Origin of the sequence: Lysinibacillus capsici (assembly GCF_003367505.1) — a bacterium.
In the GTDB taxonomy this organism is placed as follows: domain Bacteria; phylum Bacillota; class Bacilli; order Bacillales_A; family Planococcaceae; genus Lysinibacillus; species Lysinibacillus capsici.
Genome location: NZ_PXXX01000022.1, coordinates 1 through 20,061, shown reverse-complemented (window position 1 = coordinate 20,061; position 20,061 = coordinate 1). Strand labels below are relative to the sequence as shown.

General features: G+C 36.4%; 25 protein-coding genes. 6 read left to right on the top strand and 19 right to left on the bottom strand.

Annotation, left to right across the window (positions count from 1 at the left end; genetic code table 11):
• Positions 1 to 8: 8 nt before the first annotated feature.
• The 11 genes from nrdE to C7B89_RS19395 all read right to left on the bottom strand — a co-directional run bounded on the left by nrdE (position 9) and on the right by C7B89_RS19395 (position 9,254).
• Positions 9 to 2,060, bottom strand: a complete 2,052-nt coding sequence (nrdE, locus tag C7B89_RS19440; RefSeq protein WP_115674408.1) for a class 1b ribonucleoside-diphosphate reductase subunit alpha — start codon at positions 2,058 to 2,060, stop codon at positions 9 to 11.
• Between the two features lie 11 nt (positions 2,061 to 2,071).
• Complete coding sequence (gene nrdI, locus C7B89_RS19435; RefSeq protein ID WP_115674357.1) at positions 2,072 to 2,437, bottom strand: class Ib ribonucleoside-diphosphate reductase assembly flavoprotein NrdI; 366 nt, start codon at positions 2,435 to 2,437, stop codon at positions 2,072 to 2,074.
• Positions 2,434 to 2,724: a hypothetical protein gene (locus tag C7B89_RS19430; protein WP_115674356.1), complete on the bottom strand. Its 291-nt coding sequence runs from the start codon at positions 2,722 to 2,724 to the stop codon at positions 2,434 to 2,436. The genes nrdI and C7B89_RS19430 overlap by 4 nt, the downstream gene beginning before the upstream one ends.
• A gap of 13 nt (positions 2,725 to 2,737) precedes the next feature.
• On the bottom strand, positions 2,738 to 3,229 hold the full coding sequence (locus C7B89_RS19425; protein WP_115674355.1) for a crossover junction endodeoxyribonuclease RuvC: 492 nt from the start codon (positions 3,227 to 3,229) through the stop codon (positions 2,738 to 2,740).
• A gap of 2 nt (positions 3,230 to 3,231) precedes the next feature.
• Positions 3,232 to 4,314 carry a PD-(D/E)XK nuclease family protein gene (locus C7B89_RS19420; RefSeq protein WP_244205720.1) on the bottom strand — a complete coding sequence of 361 codons (1,083 nt, stop codon included), beginning with the start codon at positions 4,312 to 4,314 and terminating at the stop codon, positions 3,232 to 3,234.
• A 1-nt stretch (position 4,315) separates the two neighbouring features.
• A complete protein-coding gene (locus C7B89_RS19415; protein WP_158539202.1) occupies positions 4,316 to 4,597 on the bottom strand; it encodes a thioredoxin family protein in 282 nt (93 codons plus the stop codon).
• Between the two features lie 7 nt (positions 4,598 to 4,604).
• The gene (locus tag C7B89_RS19410; RefSeq protein ID WP_115674353.1) at positions 4,605 to 6,737 is read right to left on the bottom strand and encodes a DNA polymerase; all 2,133 of its coding nucleotides are present in this window, start codon (positions 6,735 to 6,737) and stop codon (positions 4,605 to 4,607) included.
• A 14-nt stretch (positions 6,738 to 6,751) separates the two neighbouring features.
• The gene (locus tag C7B89_RS19405; RefSeq protein WP_115674352.1) at positions 6,752 to 7,147 is read right to left on the bottom strand and encodes a group I intron-associated PD-(D/E)XK endonuclease; all 396 of its coding nucleotides are present in this window, start codon (positions 7,145 to 7,147) and stop codon (positions 6,752 to 6,754) included.
• Between the two features lie 2 nt (positions 7,148 to 7,149).
• Positions 7,150 to 7,320, bottom strand: a complete 171-nt coding sequence (locus C7B89_RS22960; protein ID WP_158539201.1) for a hypothetical protein — start codon at positions 7,318 to 7,320, stop codon at positions 7,150 to 7,152.
• A 64-nt stretch (positions 7,321 to 7,384) separates the two neighbouring features.
• Positions 7,385 to 8,110, bottom strand: coding sequence for a hypothetical protein (locus C7B89_RS19400; protein WP_115674351.1), 726 nt, complete (start codon positions 8,108 to 8,110; stop codon positions 7,385 to 7,387).
• A gap of 580 nt (positions 8,111 to 8,690) precedes the next feature.
• The gene (locus C7B89_RS19395) at positions 8,691 to 9,254 is read right to left on the bottom strand and encodes a hypothetical protein (protein ID WP_115674350.1); all 564 of its coding nucleotides are present in this window, start codon (positions 9,252 to 9,254) and stop codon (positions 8,691 to 8,693) included.
• A 204-nt stretch (positions 9,255 to 9,458) separates the two neighbouring features.
• Here C7B89_RS19395 and C7B89_RS23550 point away from each other — a divergent pair, with 204 nt between their 5' ends.
• A complete protein-coding gene (locus C7B89_RS23550; protein WP_115674349.1) occupies positions 9,459 to 9,662 on the top strand; it encodes a helix-turn-helix domain-containing protein in 204 nt (67 codons plus the stop codon).
• Here C7B89_RS23550 and C7B89_RS19385 read toward each other — a convergent pair.
• From C7B89_RS19385 to C7B89_RS19365, 5 genes are all read right to left on the bottom strand, one after another.
• Complete coding sequence (locus tag C7B89_RS19385) at positions 9,628 to 10,614, bottom strand: toprim domain-containing protein (protein ID WP_115674348.1); 987 nt, start codon at positions 10,612 to 10,614, stop codon at positions 9,628 to 9,630. The two genes, C7B89_RS23550 and C7B89_RS19385, sit on opposite strands and share 35 nt — an antisense overlap.
• Positions 10,615 to 10,707: 93 nt before the next feature.
• Positions 10,708 to 12,051 carry a DnaB-like helicase C-terminal domain-containing protein gene (locus tag C7B89_RS19380; RefSeq protein ID WP_115674347.1) on the bottom strand — a complete coding sequence of 448 codons (1,344 nt, stop codon included), beginning with the start codon at positions 12,049 to 12,051 and terminating at the stop codon, positions 10,708 to 10,710.
• Between the two features lie 196 nt (positions 12,052 to 12,247).
• Entirely contained in the window at positions 12,248 to 12,988 is a 741-nt protein-coding gene (locus C7B89_RS19375) for an ATP-binding protein (RefSeq protein WP_115674346.1), read from the bottom strand.
• The gene (locus C7B89_RS19370) at positions 12,979 to 13,365 is read right to left on the bottom strand and encodes a hypothetical protein (protein WP_115674345.1); all 387 of its coding nucleotides are present in this window, start codon (positions 13,363 to 13,365) and stop codon (positions 12,979 to 12,981) included. Before C7B89_RS19370 ends, C7B89_RS19375 begins: the two co-directional genes overlap by 10 nt.
• A gap of 319 nt (positions 13,366 to 13,684) precedes the next feature.
• The gene (locus C7B89_RS19365; RefSeq protein ID WP_158539199.1) at positions 13,685 to 13,975 is read right to left on the bottom strand and encodes a helix-turn-helix domain-containing protein; all 291 of its coding nucleotides are present in this window, start codon (positions 13,973 to 13,975) and stop codon (positions 13,685 to 13,687) included.
• Between the two features lie 305 nt (positions 13,976 to 14,280).
• Between C7B89_RS19365 and C7B89_RS19360 the strand changes: the two genes are divergently transcribed.
• A complete protein-coding gene (locus C7B89_RS19360) occupies positions 14,281 to 14,892 on the top strand; it encodes a hypothetical protein (RefSeq protein ID WP_115674343.1) in 612 nt (203 codons plus the stop codon).
• Positions 14,893 to 14,925: 33 nt separating this feature from the next.
• Here the strand turns inward: C7B89_RS19360 and C7B89_RS19355 are convergent, their stop codons facing one another.
• Complete coding sequence (locus C7B89_RS19355; RefSeq protein ID WP_158539198.1) at positions 14,926 to 15,720, bottom strand: helix-turn-helix domain-containing protein; 795 nt, start codon at positions 15,718 to 15,720, stop codon at positions 14,926 to 14,928.
• Positions 15,721 to 16,171: 451 nt separating this feature from the next.
• Between C7B89_RS19355 and C7B89_RS19350 the strand changes: the two genes are divergently transcribed.
• Together C7B89_RS19350 and C7B89_RS19345 are read left to right on the top strand one after the other, a co-directional pair.
• Positions 16,172 to 17,245 carry a ParM/StbA family protein gene (locus C7B89_RS19350; RefSeq protein WP_115674341.1) on the top strand — a complete coding sequence of 358 codons (1,074 nt, stop codon included), beginning with the start codon at positions 16,172 to 16,174 and terminating at the stop codon, positions 17,243 to 17,245.
• Positions 17,226 to 17,486, top strand: coding sequence for a hypothetical protein (locus C7B89_RS19345; protein WP_115674340.1), 261 nt, complete (start codon positions 17,226 to 17,228; stop codon positions 17,484 to 17,486). The genes C7B89_RS19350 and C7B89_RS19345 overlap by 20 nt, the downstream gene beginning before the upstream one ends.
• A 79-nt stretch (positions 17,487 to 17,565) precedes the next feature.
• Here C7B89_RS19345 and C7B89_RS19340 read toward each other — a convergent pair whose 3' ends face one another.
• Both C7B89_RS19340 and C7B89_RS22955 read right to left on the bottom strand, forming a co-directional pair.
• Positions 17,566 to 18,198 carry a hypothetical protein gene (locus C7B89_RS19340; RefSeq protein WP_115674339.1) on the bottom strand — a complete coding sequence of 211 codons (633 nt, stop codon included), beginning with the start codon at positions 18,196 to 18,198 and terminating at the stop codon, positions 17,566 to 17,568.
• A gap of 18 nt (positions 18,199 to 18,216) precedes the next feature.
• Positions 18,217 to 18,375 carry a hypothetical protein gene (locus C7B89_RS22955; protein ID WP_158539197.1) on the bottom strand — a complete coding sequence of 53 codons (159 nt, stop codon included), beginning with the start codon at positions 18,373 to 18,375 and terminating at the stop codon, positions 18,217 to 18,219.
• 748 nt (positions 18,376 to 19,123) lie between these two features.
• Between C7B89_RS22955 and C7B89_RS19335 the strand changes: the two genes are divergently transcribed.
• Both C7B89_RS19335 and C7B89_RS19330 read left to right on the top strand, forming a co-directional pair.
• A complete protein-coding gene (locus tag C7B89_RS19335; RefSeq protein ID WP_115674338.1) occupies positions 19,124 to 19,675 on the top strand; it encodes a hypothetical protein in 552 nt (183 codons plus the stop codon).
• Between the two features lie 175 nt (positions 19,676 to 19,850).
• Complete coding sequence (locus C7B89_RS19330) at positions 19,851 to 20,039, top strand: hypothetical protein (RefSeq protein WP_115674337.1); 189 nt, start codon at positions 19,851 to 19,853, stop codon at positions 20,037 to 20,039.
• The last annotated feature ends 22 nt before the right edge of the window (positions 20,040 to 20,061 follow it).

The window sequence follows — 20,061 nt, the reverse complement described above, 5'->3', positions numbered from 1 at the left end:
AATCCTCCTTAAACTTGACACGCTAGACAAATATCTGCGCCCGTATCTTTTGTTCGTGCATAGTAAAGCGTCTTAATTCCTTTGTGATGCGCATATAAATCAATCTTTGTTAAATCGCGTGTTGTCATTGTGTCACGTAAGAATAACGTAAAACTAATGCCTTGATCTATATGGCGTTGAATCGTTGCAATTAAATCGACGACTTTGCGCATGTCCATTTCATACGCCTCTTTGTAGTAAGCCCACGTTTTATAAGAGAGGTTAGGCATCGGGTAGTATGTCTTTGAATTGCCATAAGTACGTTCTTCAATCCGTTCCATAATCGGCATAACACTTGCTGTCGCTGATTGTACGTAGCTTATTGAACCTGTTGGAGCAATTGCAAGGCGATAAGCATTATATAAGCCATACTTAGCTACATCAGAAGCTAACTCTAGCCAGTCCTCCGTTGTTGGTAGCACGATCCCGTCAAATAATGATTTGATATACTCGTCTTTTAGCAAATAACTATTGTTTAAGTAGGATTTAAAGTAACTACCATCTGCATAACTCGATTGTTCAAACCCAGTAAATACAGACCCTTTTTGTTTTGCCAATTCCATTGATCGTTTAATAGAGTAATAGTTGACTGCTGCAAAAAATACATCTACAAATTCGATCGCCTCTGGACTTTCGTAACTAATACCTACACTCGCAAGATAACCATGTAAATTCATAGCTCCTAAACCAATTGAACGCATTTCCTTATTGGCTTTTGAAACTGCTGGAGCATTAGCAATATTCGTTGATTCTGACACAACTGTTAAGGCATCTGTTGCTAATGATACTGCACGTTCGAAGTCTTTTAATCGCATGATATTCGCAATATTTAACGACCCTAAATTACAAGAAATATCTAACCCTATTTCATCTTGTTGTCCGTAATCTGTATAAGTAGATTGTTCAGATCGTTGCAGTATCTCACTACATAGATTAGAGAATTTTATCGTGCCATTTAAAGCATGTGTTTTATTTACATTGTCGCTAAACATGATATACGGATAGCCAGACTCAAAGCGTAATGCTGCAATCTTTTCAAGCAATTGACGAGGATTAACACGGTCTTTTCGGATTGCAGAATTAGTTACTAATTCGTCATATCGTGCTGATATGTCAATATCGGAGAACCGTTCGCCTGTTGCTTTCTCAACAGTATGTGGATAAAAAACATATGCTGGTTTGTTATCACGAGCAAGTTCAATAAACTTATCTGGGATAACAACGCCAATAGATAGTGTTTTTACTCTTACATCTTCATCAGCACTAATTTTTTTCGTATCAAGAAAATCGTTAATGTCTGCGTGGAATACATTTAAATAAACTGCTCCAGCACCTTGTCTTGTACCCATTTGATCTGCATACCGGAAAGCATGGTCAAGCATTTTCATAACGCCTACGACGCCTTTAGCAACGTTTTTAATGCCCTTAATGGCTTCACCTTTGGCGCGGATATTAGATAAGTTTAATGAGACGCCACCGCCTAACTTCGAGAGTTGTTTTGCAGTTGATTCCGCCATATTAATATCATTTAAACTGTCACCTACCTCTGTTAAGAAGCAAGACACTAATTCGCCTCTACGTTTTCGTCCAACATTTAAGAATGTTGGTGTCGCTGGTTGATATTCTTGTTCGATAAGCAAGTCCGCGTAATCAATCGCCTTTTGCGGATCACCTTTCGCAAAGAATAAAGCATTTACTGCAACTCGGTCCTCATAACGTTCTAAAATACATTCTCCATCATCTGTCTTTAACGCATAGTCATTATAAAACTTGTACGCGGACATGAAAGAAGGAAAACGGAATTTCTTTGCATAAGCACGTTTATAGACTGCTTTTACTTGTTCAAATGTGTATTGATCGAATAATTCTTGTTCGTAATAATTGTTTTCAAATAAGTAATTAAGTTTTTCACGTAAGTTATGGAAAAACATTGTCTTTTTATTAACGTAATCCAAAAAATAAGCGCGTGTAGCTTCTTGATCTTTTTCATATTGGTAAATATCTTTATCGCCTTGTAGCATTATTTCGTTATTTAATTCGTAGTATCGCAAACCATCAGCAACCTTTCGTTAAAAATTTGTACATCTTCGTCTGTACCTGCTAACTCGAATTTGTGTAATAGAGGTACGTTATATTTTCGAGCTATTAAGTCACCAGCTTTTCCGTAGTTATCGCCCCAGTTACGATTACCACTAACAGCTACCCCTTTTAATAACTTATAATTTTGCGTCAACCAAGCGTCAACTTCTTTTGGTACTGCGCCAAATCCGAAAGTGTATGTGACGAGTACAAACGGCTCTTTCGGATTTGGATTACATGAAATGTCAGTTGTATCTAATCCAGTTTTTTGGATGAATCGTCGGACATTTCCCGTCATACTAGCGTAGTAGACTCTCATGACTCTTTTCCTTTGCTGATATTTCCTCTAAACATAACGGCAATCAGTACCAATAACCCGAACACTTTCGGCAAGTCACCTGTTTGAACGTTAGTCATTCCTAACGCATTGAACGCTTGCACCAAATAGTTTCCAGTAAATAGTTCGAATACATAACCTAAAGCCATACCTACTAAAAGAGCAAGTAACGGAACAGCTACGAATGAAACTCCGATGAATAGGGTTAATCCGATAACTGCGATGCTAGTTGCGATAATGCCCGCAGGCTTGCGTTGCTTTGGCGCCATTAATTAGCCTCCTTTAATCAATCGCTCCTTCATTTTTCAAATAGATAATACCAACAGCAATTGCATCAGCTTCGTCCCCTTCTTTATTTAAGGGTAAATTGGTATCATTAAGATAAATACGTACTGCTTCGGCAATCATTGCTTTATCGTTACGCCTCCCTGGTGATCCTGTAATACGTCTTGCCCAGGCTTTAACAGTTGCAATGTTTACATCTTCTATTTCATAGTTAGCTAAAGCGTATTCTGTAGCTCCGTGAGCCTTAAATATCTGTTTAGTAGGTAAATTAAAACGGACAATTCCAGCCTCGCGAGGTATGACTTTGGCTACTTCATACTTTCTAAGAAGGTCATTTATACCATCTACGATTTGTCGTAGTCGCTCACCATCGCTCAACTTTGCAGTAGTTTTAATTAAGCCATAACTAACTATTGTTGCTTTTCTTTCATGAACAGCCAATACAGCCCAGCCGGTTTTAGTTAATGAGGTGTCTAGTGCAAGAATCATTATTAAACACCCTCTGCTAAATAGTTTCGTAAATTCGTATGATCTCGTTTACCTGCCATATTTGATGACGCCATAGTCTTTTCTACTTCGATTAAATGCGTTAATTCTGCGTTAGTTAAGGTTGATTTACAATGACTCTTAAACGGACAAAAACCACATTTTGATGTCATTTCTACGTTCATTACAGGTATCTCACCGTTATATACAAGTTCAGCTTGCCTAGCTAAATCGTCAAGTAAAGCTGTTTTCATTTCATCTGTGATATAGAAGTACATTGCACGAAAATCAGGCAATGGTTTTCCGTTGTGCCAAGTTTTACGTGTTTTAGGTACTGATTTACGTTCCTCGTCACTAAACCACGATGGTTTGTGCATTGATTCATAGACGATAAAGCCCTCGTTGATTCCATAAACAATTGCTTCTGCTGTTACTTGACGTAAGTGATCAGCTTGCGCTCCACCGAAATCGAGCTTTCCGTTCATTTCAACAACGCCAGACGCCTTTGTTTTATATTCGAAAATAAAACGACGAGTTGGATCGTTCGCATAATTTAAGATTCCGTCTGGTTTAACTGTAATCGCAAATTTAACGCCATTATGCTCTATTACTTGACGTACTTGCATAGCGTCCTCTATCGCATAATCGCCATTTCCAGTTGTTGCAAACGTAAATATTGCGTCTTTACCAAGCCGTTTCTCCATATGTGCAATGTCCAGCTGTAAGTACTCAATAACTGCGCTACCTACGCGACGCTGACGTCCTCTAAACGGAATATCTGGCGTCTTTTCTACCTTCACCTTTGCGTTTTTAAAGAAGATTTCCCGATCACATTTATTCGTTCCTGATGCACCAAACGTTACACGACCGTCAATTGGATACGGTACGATTTTTATATGATTTATCTTTTGTTGGTAAAATTTACGGGCTATTATATTGTCTTGAAAACTAGATAATGGAGACGCATAATAAGCGTCCATTTGCTCGATAAAGGAGCGTGCTAGTTCTTCGCCTTCCTCCATAATATCGAATAAAGACTGTGAGTTATTTCCGTATAAAACATTCAATGCGTCATTATTTAGCGTCAATTCAGCGTCCCTCCCTTGCTTGTTTTAATGCATCGTAAACCTCCGTAATATTACAAATGCCATTTATGCGCGCCATTTCAATGTCATTTCGTTCAAATATCAACACTGGAACACTCGTAATTTTATATTTTTCGACTAGCTCTGTTTCCTGGGTAATATCATGCTCTATTACTGTAGCTCCAAGTGCTTCTAATTCTGCCATCTCTTCGGCAAGTGCATACCCTAATACTTGGCATGGACGACAATTCGGCTTTGATAATTTTCTAATTTTAATTTGCGTCATTCTCACGTTATCCCTCCTTGTTTTCGAACCACTCATTTACTGACATACCTTCTCCCCAACGTAAGCTGATTTCAAGGTCTGTTTTATTTGGAACACTTAATTTAACGGTATTTAACATTACAGCTTCAAACTCTGTTACTTCTTCTGGTGTAATGGTATTTGGTACATATACGCCAATTTCATCATGAATACTAAACGCAGGATACCAGTTACCTTTACGCTTACACAGTTTGCTAACCTCGATCATAGTCTTTTTTGTTTGAATAGCAGCACTACCTTGTACGTAACTATTCTTAACCTGTCGTTCTGCTCGTGCTTTTTCACGGTAATCTCTTGATCTAATCAAAGGCACACGACGTTTACGGTCAAATAACATACGAATATATCCATGCTTTTTAGCGTGAGTTACCAACCCGTTCATGAAGTCTCGGACACACGTATATTCTGCATAAAAATCGTCAATGAACGCCTGTGCCTCTTCTTTTGTAATACCTAGCTGCTTTCCAAGTGTATATGGACCAGTACCATACATAACCGCAAGCATACCTGTTTTCATCATTTTGCGATATTTCGAACCATCACCACATTCTTCTGGCGGTTTCTTAAATAACTTGGACGCAGCCATTGTATATAGGTCTTGTCCTGTAGTATAAATTTCCGTTAAATACGGTTCACCACTGGCATGTGTTAATATTCTTGGTTCTTGTTGTGAAAAGTCTCCACTAAGAATGACGTAACCAGGTGGAGCAATAAACATTGTCTTAGCAATTGCAGGTAAGTTTTGTAGGTTTGGTTCTCGACTACTGAAACGCCCTGTATCTGTAGTGTCCTGATTAAATTCGCCGTGTACACGACCATCTGACTGTACTTGACGAGGCATACTGTCAAAGTAAGTACCAAAAGTTTTTGATGCTGCTCGATATTTTAATAACATCGCTACACCATCATGATGATTAGCAAGTATCTGTAAAGCAGTTTTATCTGTCGAATAATAACCACTATCGCCTCGTTTTAAGTCTGTTTTGTTGAAATATTTATCAAGTTTTAGTTGATCGTATAACAATGTCCTTAATTGCTGGGTGCTATTAAAATTAAAATCTTTATCTACTCCGAAAGATTCTCGCATTTGAACTTCGAGACTAACTAATTTTATTTCTTCCTCATTGGCCAATTGTTTGGCACGCTCTTGATCCAAATACAGACCTGCACGTTCCATATCCACCACAACAGGAATTAACGGATTTTCAACTGTCATGTAATACTCATACAACTGCGTTCTTTCTAAATGATGACGTTGAAAGTCTCGAAGCTTAATTGTAATGTCTCCGTCTTTAGCAGCATAAGCAAGAGCTAAATCCATTGGCACTTGATGAAAGCCCAGTTTACCGAATAATTGACTGTATTTTAACGAAGGTATTCTTAAATATTTCGTTGCTAAGTCTTTCAACGCCTTACTTTCTTCATTTTCATTTAGAACATGACAGGCTACCTGTGTATCAAATGCAAGTCCTCGTAAATCGACACCCTCATTTCGCAACATGTGAATATCAAACTTTGCGTTATGTACGATTTTACCGAGTGACTCTTTCTCATAGTAAGGCTTTAATTTCTGTATAACGTAGTCATGGTCTAGTTGCTGTATGTCTGTTTCGTGCTTGGTCGGTATATATGCATGAATGTTAGCTTTAACTGCTGAAATTACTTGCCCTACAATAAAGTCTTTGTAGACGTCAGTTCCAGTTGTCTCTACGTCAAAACAAATCTCTGTTTCGTTATCTAGCAAATTACACAATTCGTCTAGTTGTTCCTTTGAATTGACTAACCAGTAATTGTCGGGTGTTTGTTCGATCATGTCTTGACGTATTCTATTAATCTTTTCTTGTTGAATTAGTACGTGTAATCGTAAAGCCTCCGCCTTACTGAATCTCTTTGCGACACTCTCCTTTTCTCGTCCTATAACGCCTTTTTCCATTGCTTGTTTGACTTCGTGTAATTTACGTAAATCTGCGTCACTATTCTTCATAGTTAGGATGCGAGTCCATGCTTCATCAATCGACTCGTTTGCGTCAGCTTTACGTTTACTAGCGTCCTTTAATGCCGTGGATGGTTGCACCGTTTTTAGTTGTATTTTTAATTGCATAGTTACACCTCCACTTACGCATTTTCAGATATTTTAAGAGGCAATTGTCGCCACTTTTTTGATACCTCGTCTGTTTTGCACCAGTATTCGCTGATTGCGCGATTTTCAGTTAAATAAACATGTTCGCCAACTACTCCAATAAAAGCGTCACAATCCGATAAGTCGTATACTTGACCGTTGTTTTTCAGACCACGAATAACATAGTAAGGAGTGTTTTCTTTTTCTCGTAGCTTTATCGTCTTAACCTGGATACGTTTCGTATTACCTTGCTTTATTGCTAGTAAGTCATGGGCTTCTGGAGTGGTAGTCTCATGGACTACCCATCCGTCAGCAATTAACGCAGCCATCGCCAGAAGTTCCGAATGTCTACCTATACTAGATGTAGAAAGTCTATTATTCTTTTGCGTCAACTCTACGTCACTTCCTTGTCCTCTTGACGTTTAATTTCTTTGTAAATTTCGAGGGGAATATCAATTTTTAGAGAAGATAAAGAAGTAAATTCTCTATTTTTATTACCTTTTCTTTTTTCGGCAGTGCTTTCTAATAATTCTCTATGTCTTTCTAAAGGTAATTTGCGTTCCAAGTGACGCTCCCTCCTCAACATCAAGACTCGTATAACTCATCAGATAATCCCTCGACTATTTATCCTAGAATGGCAACGGATCATCGTCAGCAACTTTGTTTTGCGTCGAAGAAGCGTCATTATATCCTATTAAACTTACGTCAAATCCTGCTTGCTTTAAAAGTTCGATCATTTGGGCCTCATTCTGCTCGTACCATATTCCGTTAAATACGGATTGATCAAACTCCGTAGGAGCACTTTCAAAGTTTGTACGTTGCTTTTCGGTTAAGTCCTCTAAATCTAGAGGTGATAGCATAACACTCGTTGATGTTCCAGAACCTACTTTTTCAAGTTCAAAGGCTTTTTTACCGAGCTTACTCTCGTTTTTACTGATTACAGTTGCAATAGACTGCGCTTGTTTTTTCGATAAGTCTACGATAATGTAATCCCCTTTATCTAGGTCAAAGAACGCCATTGCAAAGCGCTGTTTAGCACGATATTTACTTGCTTCTTGACCGTGTTCATCGTTAAAATCTTTGGACTTATCCTTGTGGTATTTGTACGCTTTATCCCATGGAGTTAGATTATCCGTAGGAAAACCGTTTGGCGTCTTAGTAGAAGGTTCTTTCGCCACGAACGAATTGACTTGCTTGAAAATACCGTAGCTGTACGCCATTTGTACAGCTGCTTTATCAATGACACGAACAATGAACTTACTGCCTGATTTTAACGAAGTAAATTCTCTGCTATTTTTTGTTTCGCTACTAGCGTTTAATGCAGCCAAAGCATCTGCACCTGTTGTAAAGTTCATCAAAATATCGTCCTCATTTCGTTTGTTATTTTTTTTGAACAGTGAATATCACCGTCCGTGAATGTATCGAAGGTAATGAAAAGGAAACCGAAAGTTCTTTCGATACATTGACGGACGTGCAGAAGTTAACCTACTTTCACTGTTTTTACGTTATTTTTACGCTAATATAGTTGCCTTCATAAACCTTTTGTGATCTGCTTCATCCTCATAATCTGGTAAACATCCGTAATAGTCAAAATATACTTGAGCTAAGTGAGTATACTTATTGTAAGTTGTAGCTTTATCCCATGAATGCTTCTCATACAAGTCGTAGGATTGTCCCATTTTTCATCACTCTCCATAGGTTTTTATTCGTTTTAGGTTTAAAAATACTTAACTCGTGCTATAATTTTTTTAAAGACGGTTGACTATAGGCAATAAAAATAAATAAAATACATATATGCAACCGTCATTTAATAGAATTAATATAGGTATTTACATACAACGTACTTAAAATGTCGCCTGTATGTGCGCGTGGTTAGCGTGACTGACACTTTCGTTTCTGAGGCGTGTGTCTGTCGAAATTACTAAAGTTTGATAGTCATGCGTGTTTGATTAAGAGGTTATTTGCGACACACTCTTTTTCTAACCGATCCTGACACTTCGTTCTAAAACGTTGGACCCAAATGCGTAGACTACGAGAATTGCCTCCAAAATGGAGCGCCAACTCCTTGGCAATATCGCTGTCAGATTTTTTGTCGATCCAAGCGTTTAGAACAAAATTTTCCGAGTCCGTAGCCGCCAAGCTGCGGATTCTTTCATTTAAAGAGGATAGTTCTATTACCGATTCTTCTACGCTCGCCAAAGCGTCTATCGGTTGAAACTCAAACGATTCACCATAATCATTTTTATTTACTGCTAATAAATCAAACGGTACTACATTTTGTTTCCTGTACTGATTCATTGCCAATTTTATTTCTCTGTTAACTAACCAACATGAGTGCTTATATCCTCTCTTTCCAGTCGCATAGTATGATGCTAATTGTGAGTATATACGGCCTTCCAACTTACAAGTGTCTGTGATTATGTGTGATACTTCACTAACTTTTTTCTGGATATATTTCATAATATACCTATTTCGATATACAATTGTTAGTTCTTGCATTTGCTTCCTCCTTCTATTTTCGTCTTATACTATATAAAGCACACTAACACATCCTAATTTGCAACAAATCTTAGGATCTTTTAAAATAAATTACTAAAATGTGAATCTAAGTTAAATTTGGAAATGTATATTATAATATTTTACTTAAAGTGGTTTGTAACGTAAACCACTTTATCTATAATCTATTAAAGAGGTGATTTATTTATGTTCACATACCAACCCCTACGAGATTTAATGAAAGAAAGAAATCTATCTTTCCAACACTTACGTAAATTTGCAAAAATTGATTCGGTAGCTGCTGTTAAGTTAAACAACGACGATGGATACGTATCTATGCACGTGTTAGATAAGTTGTGTACATACCTATCAGTCTCTATTGACCAAATAGTTGAACATGTGGAAGATTAGTCGTTTTAACACTGTTTACTAAAAATTGCAAACCTTTTTTTCCTTTTGCTAATAAAACCTCATTTGCATCTTTAAACGAGAAATAACTCCATTGTACAACGGCTAATTTATGACGTCCTTTTAACGCATCTATAATCTTTGCATTAAACCTAACTCCAGCTTTATCGTTATCTCCCGCAACTACTAACCTTTTAAACGGGAGTCTACGAATTATATCAATTTGTTGTTTTGTAAATGATACTCCTCCGATTGCAACAGCATTATATCCTGCAACACGCCATGACAAAGCGTCAATCTCAGCTTCACAAATAATTAAATCGTCATAAGAGCGATTGTATAAATCTGCTCCAAATACTAGCTCTCTAATAGGTCTTGCGTTACGCTCGTAGAAAAATGCTTTGCCTTTTGTAGCTCGGTATTTCACATTAGATAACTGTCCGTCTGGTGAATACCAAGGAATAGCAACAAAGCCGTAATGACGTGATTTCCCTACTTTTGCTTCGGCTTGTACCTCGGTTGAAATACCACGTTTAGTCAAGTACGGAGATGCTTGTATCTCGACAATATCATGTTGTAAAACCCTTTTAAAAGTTTCCCTCTGAAGTCTTGGTAATATAAGTGTGATATCCTTGTTTGCTGGCGAATTTACATACTTTGATAGTAAATAATCATGTGTTTCTTCATAAGTTTCATTTCTAAGGAAAGACAGTAATTTCACTAGTCCACCTGACTTCCACTCTTCGTCATATGCTCCAGAATCACCCCATGTTCCAGCTGGATATTCCCCTTTCTCTTCTAATAACACGAAGAAAGAAGGTGAACGATCGTATCTAAATGGCGATGCTGCAATAAGCTTGTTATCTGACCACTTCGCTTTAAACCATTCAAATTCATTTAACTCTGCTCGGATGTCAATAAAAATATCACGCCCTCTTATTTTGATTTTTGACAATGTACCACCTTACCTTACTTTTAAATTTAGGATTCAAATATATTTCATATACTATTCATTATTTTTTTGAATTTAAACTTAATAAAATATTTTTCAAAAATTAAAATGTTCTACTGTTGTTTCACCAGTCTCCATTTCTCTAACTACTCCGACTTGCGGTACATATAGTATCTCAACTACCTCGCCTTCACCACCGTTACGCCCTTTGTTAATCCCTACTAAACCACGTCCTTGTTTATAATCCGTATCAATCGCAATTAACATTGAAGCATCTTCTAGCAATGCTTTTGTTTTCTTAACTGCCTCGCGTTCTGGCAACGCTAATTCACGCTCACCATCTTCGTTTTTAGACTCCTTACCTTCATCTGCTTGCGTGATTGCAAGTGTTACGACTTGGAGAGTACCAGTAAGTCTACGTAACCGTTTGGAAGTCTCTGCTGCGTCTCCTCCTGCCGTTTTAGAGGTGTTTTTCTCGTAATCCAAATAATAGAATGGGTCAACAATAACAACGTCAGCTTGTGTTTGTAATATATCCGTTTCTAACTGCCGGAGCGTTCGATTACTAAAATCATCATCATCTACTCCTCGAACAATAATGTTTCCTAATATCTCGTCATTAAGAGTATCCAAAAAGGCACGAAAGGCAATTTCGAACTCATACGCCATATTTCCGTTCCTCACATCGTTTGCATTAAAACCACCCGACAAATCAATTCCTGCGACATTTACTTGCGTTAAGCCTTTTCGTCCAGAGAGTGCGACATATAATCGCACTAGCACCTCAAACCATGGCATTTCCATCGACCATATGAGTACATTTGCGCCTTGTATCGCCATATTAAGTGTTTCTTCAATTGAAGCAATTACTGATTTACCACGCCCTGATTTAGCATAGAATACGTACATATTTCCACTAACATATTCACCAATATTTGAAAAATTTGATTTCCATGTTTTAAATGACTTCCCCTCTTTACGACGATCAAATTCGTCAAGGAATTTTAAAGTATCATTTTTGACATCTGTCCCTATTTTTTCCCGAACATTTGTTCTATATTTAATATTATCAAACTTTTCCTGTAGCTTGTCAATGAGCGTATGGACATCATTTTTATGTTCATCAAACAAAGGCTGTATGCCTGATTGAACTAAATCTATGAACTCCATTTGTCCAGCGTCATTTAACAAACGACGCGTTAACCATTCATAACTATCACTTACTTGTGGAACATAAAAAAAGTCTGGTACGTGTTCGACAACTGTTGCATAAGAAGGTGCTTGCCCTCTATTCTGTTCAGCATATTGGCGAATAAATTCGTATGCCTTACGATCCGCATCAACTTTAAAATGATCTGGAAAGATATTGTGTCGTACTAGTGCTTGTACATCATTATCATCAAGTATTTTTGATAATAATAGTGTTCCGTTATTGCTCAAATGATCCCCCTCCTTTGAGTCTATAGATTTGTATTTACCTTACATATCAATCAAGGTGCTGATTCATTCTTTACTATTATTTTTTCGATAATCTTTATAATTTAAATATTGTTCTGTAAAAATTAATATGAGCGCTACCACGATAAACAATATCTCAATAGCTGTACTTATTTGCGTTAATATAGCGTCTCCCTCCTTATCGTCTACCCCTCTTAGATTCTCCTTCAAATGCAATTACAGCACATTGATCTTTAATCCTGTCTGCTAACCTTTCATCAAAAACGGTTTTCAACTCATTTATTGTTACATTGGAGGTGTAAATAGTGGGCAAATCTGCGGTTGTTCTGGCGTTAATTATCGCATGTACTAATGATCTAAAACTTTCGGATGCTCCCCGTATTCCAATATCGTCACAGACTAATAAATCAACGACACTTGCTCGCTTGATCATCATTTTGATTTCATTTAGTCCTTCTTCATTGTTCGTCATATTCGATAGGTTGTATTTAGTTTGCATTTCGTTAACATCTAAAAATAAAGCAGGTTGCTGTGTTGGCTGAATCCCGCGTTTCAACGCACCTAAGTATGTTGCTATGATATATTCGTTCATAGCGACTACTGCCGTTGTTGTCTTGCCAGTACCAGGAGACTCACTAAAAAGGTATAATGATTTAATACGGTTATTTTCTGCGTCAAATATACGTTGAAAAGTCGCTATATATTTCTCCAATAAATCATAAACCTTTGACTGTGAATCACGGGCAGGCGAGTTTTTTAATGTCAATCCTCTATAACTTGGCGGTGCGCCAGCTAATGCAATACGTCCTCCTTTGCCGTTCAATCCCTCTAGGGCAATCTTATGTGGACATGTAGGCGGACATGTTGAGCAGCCTTTTGTATTTCGCTCGTTAAGTATGCAGCTTTGAACTATAGCCATTCCATCACTTCCTCATATTCTTCTCCTACTTGTTCTGTTGCTTCCTTACGATTTTCAAATAGTTCTGCCTGTTGTAACATCCGGGACATATACGTCACCATGAACCAAAACGACAATCCAGGATATTGTTGCGTAGGTTTATATTGCGTGAAACACGCGTCTATGAACGCTTTAACCGTCTCTTTGCTATACATGCCAGGCTTACGTGTTGTTCCGATATATTTTGCGAGTAAATTACGCTCTGCCACTATCCCCCCTGTACTAACATAATGTATTCCGTATCGTTCAACGTGTTTTTCTTGTAAATACTTTTGAAAGTGTGCGGTGTTCCATTTTTCGATTGGTGTTTCGTTATAATGTGTTGATTTCTTTACCAATTTGTCATGCCTCCTTCAATAACAACTAATTTGATTAACATATTGGATACAAGTTTATACTTTCTAATCACGAAATTACATTTTATATTAATCATTATGATAAACACCTTATCATTACTATTGGCGCAATCCTTTTAAATTGCGATAATATCGTTTATTGAAATATATAATATGGAGCGATAGCGACATAGAGGATTTATGCGTTAGCATAAAAACTCGTTAATATTTTAAAGATATTAGTTTAGTTAAAAAGAAAGTAGTATAGTTCGTGTATCTAGTTTGACACCCCTAAGGCATACTCAACCTGACACTCCTATCATTATTTATCAAGCAAATAATAGACATTTGTTGTCTGTTTTCCGTCCCCAAAAGTTCGCTGCTCTCTTCGAATATATCCTTCGGCTTCTAACGATTTCAATGCTCTAAAAACACTACTTCTACTTATACTTGCTATTTCTGCTACTGTTTGTGCACTTGGATATGACTGCTTACTTATGTTGTCAGTAAATAAACAAAGCGACATGTAAACGATTTTGTCACGATGAGTTAATGATTTGTGTCGAACTAGCGATTGTGAAATCATTACGAATTTAGATTTATGATTCTCCATTTCAACCTCCTTATTTTTATACATGACCTAGAAACTATATTCAGACATGAAATTTCTAAATTGCATACTTAATCAATATTATCTTATCTTCAAAGTAAACTAGATTTAGCTCTCTCCTTTACTTAAGACTGCGCACTTAAAACGTGAAAATTGGAATTATTTAACCTCCTTACTTGTATAAGCACACTAGCTATATGTCATATGCAACAAATTATATAAATTATTTATAATTAAACCAAAATACCTATGAAATTTGTCGTAAAATATATGTATTACAGGTAAATATATCAATTGGAGGTAATCATATGAATGAGGAAAAGGCTTGGTATAAGAAAAAGGTAGTCTGGAAATGGATCGGAATAGTTTTTGTTGCACTTTGCATACTAGGCGCAATATTACCTGAACCGCCAGAAGAAAAATCCGACGTTAAAGAGGTTGTAAAAGATCCAACCGAACAAAAAGATAAAAATAAGGAAATTGTAGTTACGGAAGAAGAAGAAAAAGTACAAAAAGACTCTGAGACAACAAAAGATTTAGAAATCAAAAATAAACCAGCAGAAATTAAAATTTTAACAAAAGAAGAAGTGTTGAAAAAATTTGAAATGGATGCCGATATAGCCCCATACATAAATAAACCATTTATTTTCAAGGATAGTAACACAGATATAGCAGATTATTACGCTCTTGCAGATAATGATCGCTATAGAAATGCTAGTGTTATATTTAAAGACGGACAAATCGCACGAGTAAAGTTAATACCTTTAAATAATATTAAAGCAGAAATTTTATTTGAAGAATTTGGTATTTCGAGTCCATTAGTAAACAGATTACCTGGCATGGCTGGAGCTTTTGAAGCTACACCAATCCCTGCATATTCCTCTCAAAATATCGAAAGATACCCATTTGAATTAGACTAGGAAAAGTTATGGACGCCAATTATGGCGTCTTTTTTAACTAGTTAAAAAATAATTCGAGAACGCTATGTTACGAGTCAATTTTTTAATTGCTACATACAAAACAGCAGCAAAGTCACGTACTTTACCCAATTTGTATGAACTCGTTACTTTTAGAATTGTATCATAATACTCTTTTTCATAATCCTCTATCTGAATATCACGATCAACAGACGCCTTTGCTTTATACACTACACCAACCATTTCGTACAATTCTTCCGCATCAAAGAACGGTGCTAATGCGTACTTTAATGTTTTTGGTAATTTACTTACTAGCCCATTTTTAATAAGCACAGCGCGTTCTCCTGTGTCATATGTATTATTAATATTTTTTTCTGGAGCCTTATGAGGAGCGTCTATGCTGTGACATGCTGGTGTGACATCGTTATTAATACGCATATTATCCGACATTGGTTCATCTACTTGTCCAAATGCTTCTCGCGCTGCAATTTGCGATAAGAAAACGATAGCATTTGACGATTGACGTTTGTCACCGTTATGACGTTTTAATTCGTATTGTACAATGATGCCAAGAGATTCAAGTAATTCACATGCACGAATAACTGTACGACGACTAATATCTAGCATGTTCGCAATCTTCGATTTCGATAAATAGCAAACACCATAGTATTTTGAAGCATAGCGATGTAACACGTCCAATACCTCACGCGTTGCTTTTGTTAGTTGCTTTCCAAATTGTTGGCGGATCGCAATCGTATTCGCATTAAGTTGTTCAATCGTTGTAAATGGTTGTAACATTTGGTACGTAGATTCAGTGTTTAATAGTTTCATAAAACAGTTGCCTCCCGTTATAGGAAAATAGAAAAAAGCGTTACATCGCATAATTACTAGCGACATAACGCTTTTTTCGTTGACGAAACCGAATAAATAAGATACAATAGGCGTATCTTATGTAATACGATTAAGTCGGCAAGTGTTAGTCGCGAGTCTGAGTCGCGGTTGACGGTTGTATGGTGCGACCAACACCTTACAACAGCCGGCTTTTTCTATTTTCGTTCGTATTTGTTACCACAACTTTACACTGTAAAAAACGGAAATGCAAGCATAAACTTCATCTATTCCCTACGCGCAACTCTGAAAATTGAGTTGCGCTTTTTTGTTAACTCCGTACGATTTTACGTTAAATTTTACGTAATGAATTACGGTAAAATAAATAAAAACTATTGCATTACGGTAAAAATATGTTATAATTACGGTATAAAACATTTTCGGAGGCGATTGAATGCACTTATTTGCGTTAGATTTGGGGAATCGACAAGTTAAATTAATGAGCGAAAAAGGTACAAAAGTCTTACCTAGTTACTTTGTGGATGTAACGGAGTATGGAAAAAGAGATGCGATTTCACTATCAAGAACAAGTGAAAAAACTACAAGTGATTATGTAAGTCAACGTGATTCTGACTTCACTTATGTATGGGGAACTGGACTTGATGTGAGTCGAAAAAACGTGACGGACACGTTAGATTTCAATAAACGCTACGATACACTTGAATTTAAATTATTAGCTGATTTTGCATTAGCTGAACTAGCTCGCGATTTCAAGGACGCTTCTAAAGGCATCTTAGACGTAGTAGTTGTAACGGGCGTGCCAACAGAAGATTATGAGAAAGATGAAACGATTTCGCAAATCACTAACTCGTTAAAAGGTATTCACAGTGCAACAATCGATGGTACAACTTACGTTATTAACGTACATGAAGTTTATGTACTAATGCAGCCAGTAGGAACAGCAATCGATGTAATGGTTGAAGCAGATGGCAACATAGTTGATGATAACGATATTGAAGAAGGATATGTAGGCGTAGTAGACGCTGGAGGCGGTACTGTACTGGTTGATGCTTTTGAAAAGATGAATCTTGATACTAAGAACCGAGTACAGCTTGAAGATGGATCACACGAACTATTTACGGAGATCCGCAATCAAGTAATCGCACTTGGACATAAAATTACAGATCATGAAGTTGAACGTATAGTTCGAGATGGAAATGCCCGTGAAGTGTATACATGGTCACCAAACGGACGTGAGACAATCGATCTTACAAACATCGTATTAAAAGAACGTAAACGATACACACGCAAAATCGCTCAATCTGTTAAATCTACGTATAAAGCAATCGCACGTATGCGTAAAATTTATGTAACTGGCGGTACAGCAAACCTATTTGTAAAAGAGGAATTTGAGCGTGTAATTAAGATTGCTCAGTTCGTACCAGATAGCGAAACTGCAAACGTAAGAGGTTACTACAAGTACGGATTAATTAACGAGGTGATTGCGGTTGACGAAGTTAAGAGTTGAGGTCGTTTTGACAGACGCTGATGCTGATATTATCGAATTTCTAGCGAAACATGATGTACCAAGAGCAACGCAATTTAAAAATGCAATACGTGAGAAGATGCAACGTCGAGAGGAAGAACAGTTTGACGAGCGTGTTAAACGGTTATTAGGCGAAGTGTTAGCAGAAAAAGGAGTTAGTGCTCCGCAAATTACAAAGGTTGAAAGCAAGAAACGATTAGGCTTCGGAGCCAAGAAGGGCTAAACAAATTAAAGCCGAGTGGACAAGTTATAGTCTACTCGGCTTTTTTCTTAATATGACAACTTAGTATGTAACCATTATTTTATTGGAATGAAACGTTTGAAATTGCGAACGGAAGCATAGCTGGAAGTACTCCAATATATTTATAGTCAAATTTAACTCCACCAGTGATAGATGCAGCTGTACCTAGAGCAATACCTAGCGAACCAAGTACTTTAGAAATAACTGGTTCAGGTATCCAAAGACCTCCAATAGCAATACCTCCACCTAATCCAATCAGTGTATTTCTAGATAAATATACTGTAGCACCCCACCAATGAAAATCGATGTCAGTTTTACCATTTACATATTTAGCTGCTGCCATTGCTTGCGGAATCTGAGTCTCAGCTTGGCTATTCAAATCTAATTGTTGGATTTGAGCATTTGCTAAGCTAATTTGATTTTCAAGTTTAGTGTATAGCTCAGGACTCAATTCTGTACTAGCTTCAGAAATAATTGAGAAAGTTTTACCAGCAAAATCAAAATTAACATAAGGATCTAATAAGTTGATTTCATAATCAGAAAGAATACTAGGGTTGGCTTGTTGTTGAATAACAACAGTGCTTTCTTGATTTTCAAGTTCACTAGCCGAAGCTTTATCGAAAGGCAACATTGCACTTGTTAACAACATAGAAGTAATTACTGTATATCCTACACCTTTTTTAATTAAGTTCACTATTAACACTCCTTAGAATTATTGAGGATTTTTCTTTTTGGTAAAAAACCCTTCAAATATCATATATAATGCAATGGCAATCCAAAAGCTAAATAACCACGTGTTATTTTCTTTTAAGTCTGTAAAAATTAAGATTGCACCAAAAATTGTGATAATAATTTTAATTATTACTTTCACTATAATAAACACTCCTCTCTATCGATAGAAAAAAAGTAAAGCACCTCGAGTTAATTTCATCCTAACATTCCCATAAATAGAAATTCAATTGTAACTTCACGCCAGTTTTTGGCGTGATGATCACTACATCTTTTAGGTATATGCATTAATCCACGCCAATCCACGCCAACCAACCGCCATAAAATGGCGTAGCTCCTATTATTTCGTGGCACTAAAGTAATAATTTTTGTGAAATATTTCTCTAATACTTGAATTCTTCATTAATTTTTGTTTTTTTAGAAAAATAAAAAATGTCACAAAAATGTCATAAAACGTAATGGTATGTAGAATTATCGTTTTGGCTAGAGGGCATCCGTCAAACTTATACCCTTTATCAAACAAAAATAAAACCGAGTGGACAAGGTATAGTCTACTCGGCTTTTTTCTTTTTCTTCTTCTTTTTTGGAGCAGTTGGTAGTCCATATTTCTCCGTTTGCTTACTAACATTTGCGGCAAATTTCTTTAATTTTTCTTCATTGTACATCGGTGATTCACCTTCCTTTTATCACCAGTATGGGCAAAAAAATATATATTTAATTATGGATGCTGTTAGCGAGTTCTTGTCTGGCATAGAAGAAAAGGATAAGTGACTGTATTCTTTATGGAAGTATAAAAAAATCGCTATTTTTTAAATAAATGACATATTATAGTTAATTTGGTATAGTTATAATATCATATGAAAATCATACATAATAGGAGGATAATCTACATGAAGAAGATAATTTATACCGTGTCTTTAGTATTGTGTTTGGGATTAGTCGGGTGTGGGACTACTTCTGAAAAAGAAGAAGATGCAAAACCTAAATCAGAAAGTACCCCACCTGTTGAAAAGACATCTTCAGAATCAAACAAATCAGTAGAATATCAATATCAGAAATACTATGATTCTATGGAAGTAACAGTACGGCAAATTATTAATAATAATGCATTACTAGATCAATACCAGCAAGAGTTAAATATAGGTACTATATCGCTTGACGATTTTAGTCTACTAATTACTTACGAATTAATCCCAGCGAATGATGCGCTTCTTGAATCTGTTGAATCTTTTAAAGCAGCCGATGAAGTAGTAGATACTCATGAAACACTAATCACAATGTTAAATAAATTACATTATGCATTACTTGAGATTTCGGGAGCAATTGACACAAGTGATTCTTCAAGAATGGTTTCAGCTATTGAATACTTAGATGAAGTTAAAAAGTATGAAAGAGAATTTTCTCGCGACATTAAGAAGCATGTCAAAATAGATGAACTTTGAGCTAATAATGGAAAAACCCTTGATGCTTAATGTTAATTATGTAATAATTAAATTAATCAAATAGTGCGATTTTTAAATCTGGATTAGGAAGCACCTAATCGTTAAGATGTCTATTTATTTATGGGCATTTTTAGCGGTTAGGTGTTTTTTTTGCACTTTGGAAGGAGGTGTTAAAATGCAAGAGGCAGTCAATATGATCATATTATGTTTGACGTTATTGATACTAACTAGCCTAACGGTATTAGCAATACTATGTAATTTTGGTTGGTTTAAACGATTTGGATATTACCAAAATCGTTTACATTCCTATTCAGCTGGCGCTATTGCTCTATCAGTTGGCTTAATGTATCTAATATTACAGTAAGCTAAAAAAAGTAAAAAGACCA

Coding starts and splice junctions, on each gene's coding strand:
- C7B89_RS19395 (WP_115674350.1), bottom strand. CDS start 9,254: ATGCAAGAACTAACAATTGTATATCGAAATAGGTATATTATGAAATAT.
- C7B89_RS19365 (WP_158539199.1), bottom strand. CDS start 13,975: ATGGAGAATCATAAATCTAAATTCGTAATGATTTCACAATCGCTAGTT.
- C7B89_RS19360 (WP_115674343.1), top strand. CDS start 14,281: ATGAATGAGGAAAAGGCTTGGTATAAGAAAAAGGTAGTCTGGAAATGG.
- C7B89_RS19335 (WP_115674338.1), top strand. CDS start 19,124: ATGAAGAAGATAATTTATACCGTGTCTTTAGTATTGTGTTTGGGATTA.
- C7B89_RS19410 (WP_115674353.1), bottom strand. CDS start 6,737: ATGCAATTAAAAATACAACTAAAAACGGTGCAACCATCCACGGCATTA.
- C7B89_RS19350 (WP_115674341.1), top strand. CDS start 16,172: ATGCACTTATTTGCGTTAGATTTGGGGAATCGACAAGTTAAATTAATG.
- C7B89_RS19375 (WP_115674346.1), bottom strand. CDS start 12,988: ATGGCTATAGTTCAAAGCTGCATACTTAACGAGCGAAATACAAAAGGC.
- C7B89_RS19355 (WP_158539198.1), bottom strand. CDS start 15,720: ATGAAACTATTAAACACTGAATCTACGTACCAAATGTTACAACCATTT.
- C7B89_RS19430 (WP_115674356.1), bottom strand. CDS start 2,724: ATGGCGCCAAAGCAACGCAAGCCTGCGGGCATTATCGCAACTAGCATC.
- C7B89_RS23550 (WP_115674349.1), top strand. CDS start 9,459: ATGTTCACATACCAACCCCTACGAGATTTAATGAAAGAAAGAAATCTA.
- C7B89_RS19400 (WP_115674351.1), bottom strand. CDS start 8,110: ATGAACTTTACAACAGGTGCAGATGCTTTGGCTGCATTAAACGCTAGT.
- C7B89_RS19330 (WP_115674337.1), top strand. CDS start 19,851: ATGCAAGAGGCAGTCAATATGATCATATTATGTTTGACGTTATTGATA.
- C7B89_RS19415 (WP_158539202.1), bottom strand. CDS start 4,597: ATGACGCAAATTAAAATTAGAAAATTATCAAAGCCGAATTGTCGTCCA.
- nrdI (WP_115674357.1), bottom strand. CDS start 2,437: ATGAGAGTCTACTACGCTAGTATGACGGGAAATGTCCGACGATTCATC.
- nrdE (WP_115674408.1), bottom strand. CDS start 2,060: ATGCTACAAGGCGATAAAGATATTTACCAATATGAAAAAGATCAAGAA.
- C7B89_RS19425 (WP_115674355.1), bottom strand. CDS start 3,229: ATGATTCTTGCACTAGACACCTCATTAACTAAAACCGGCTGGGCTGTA.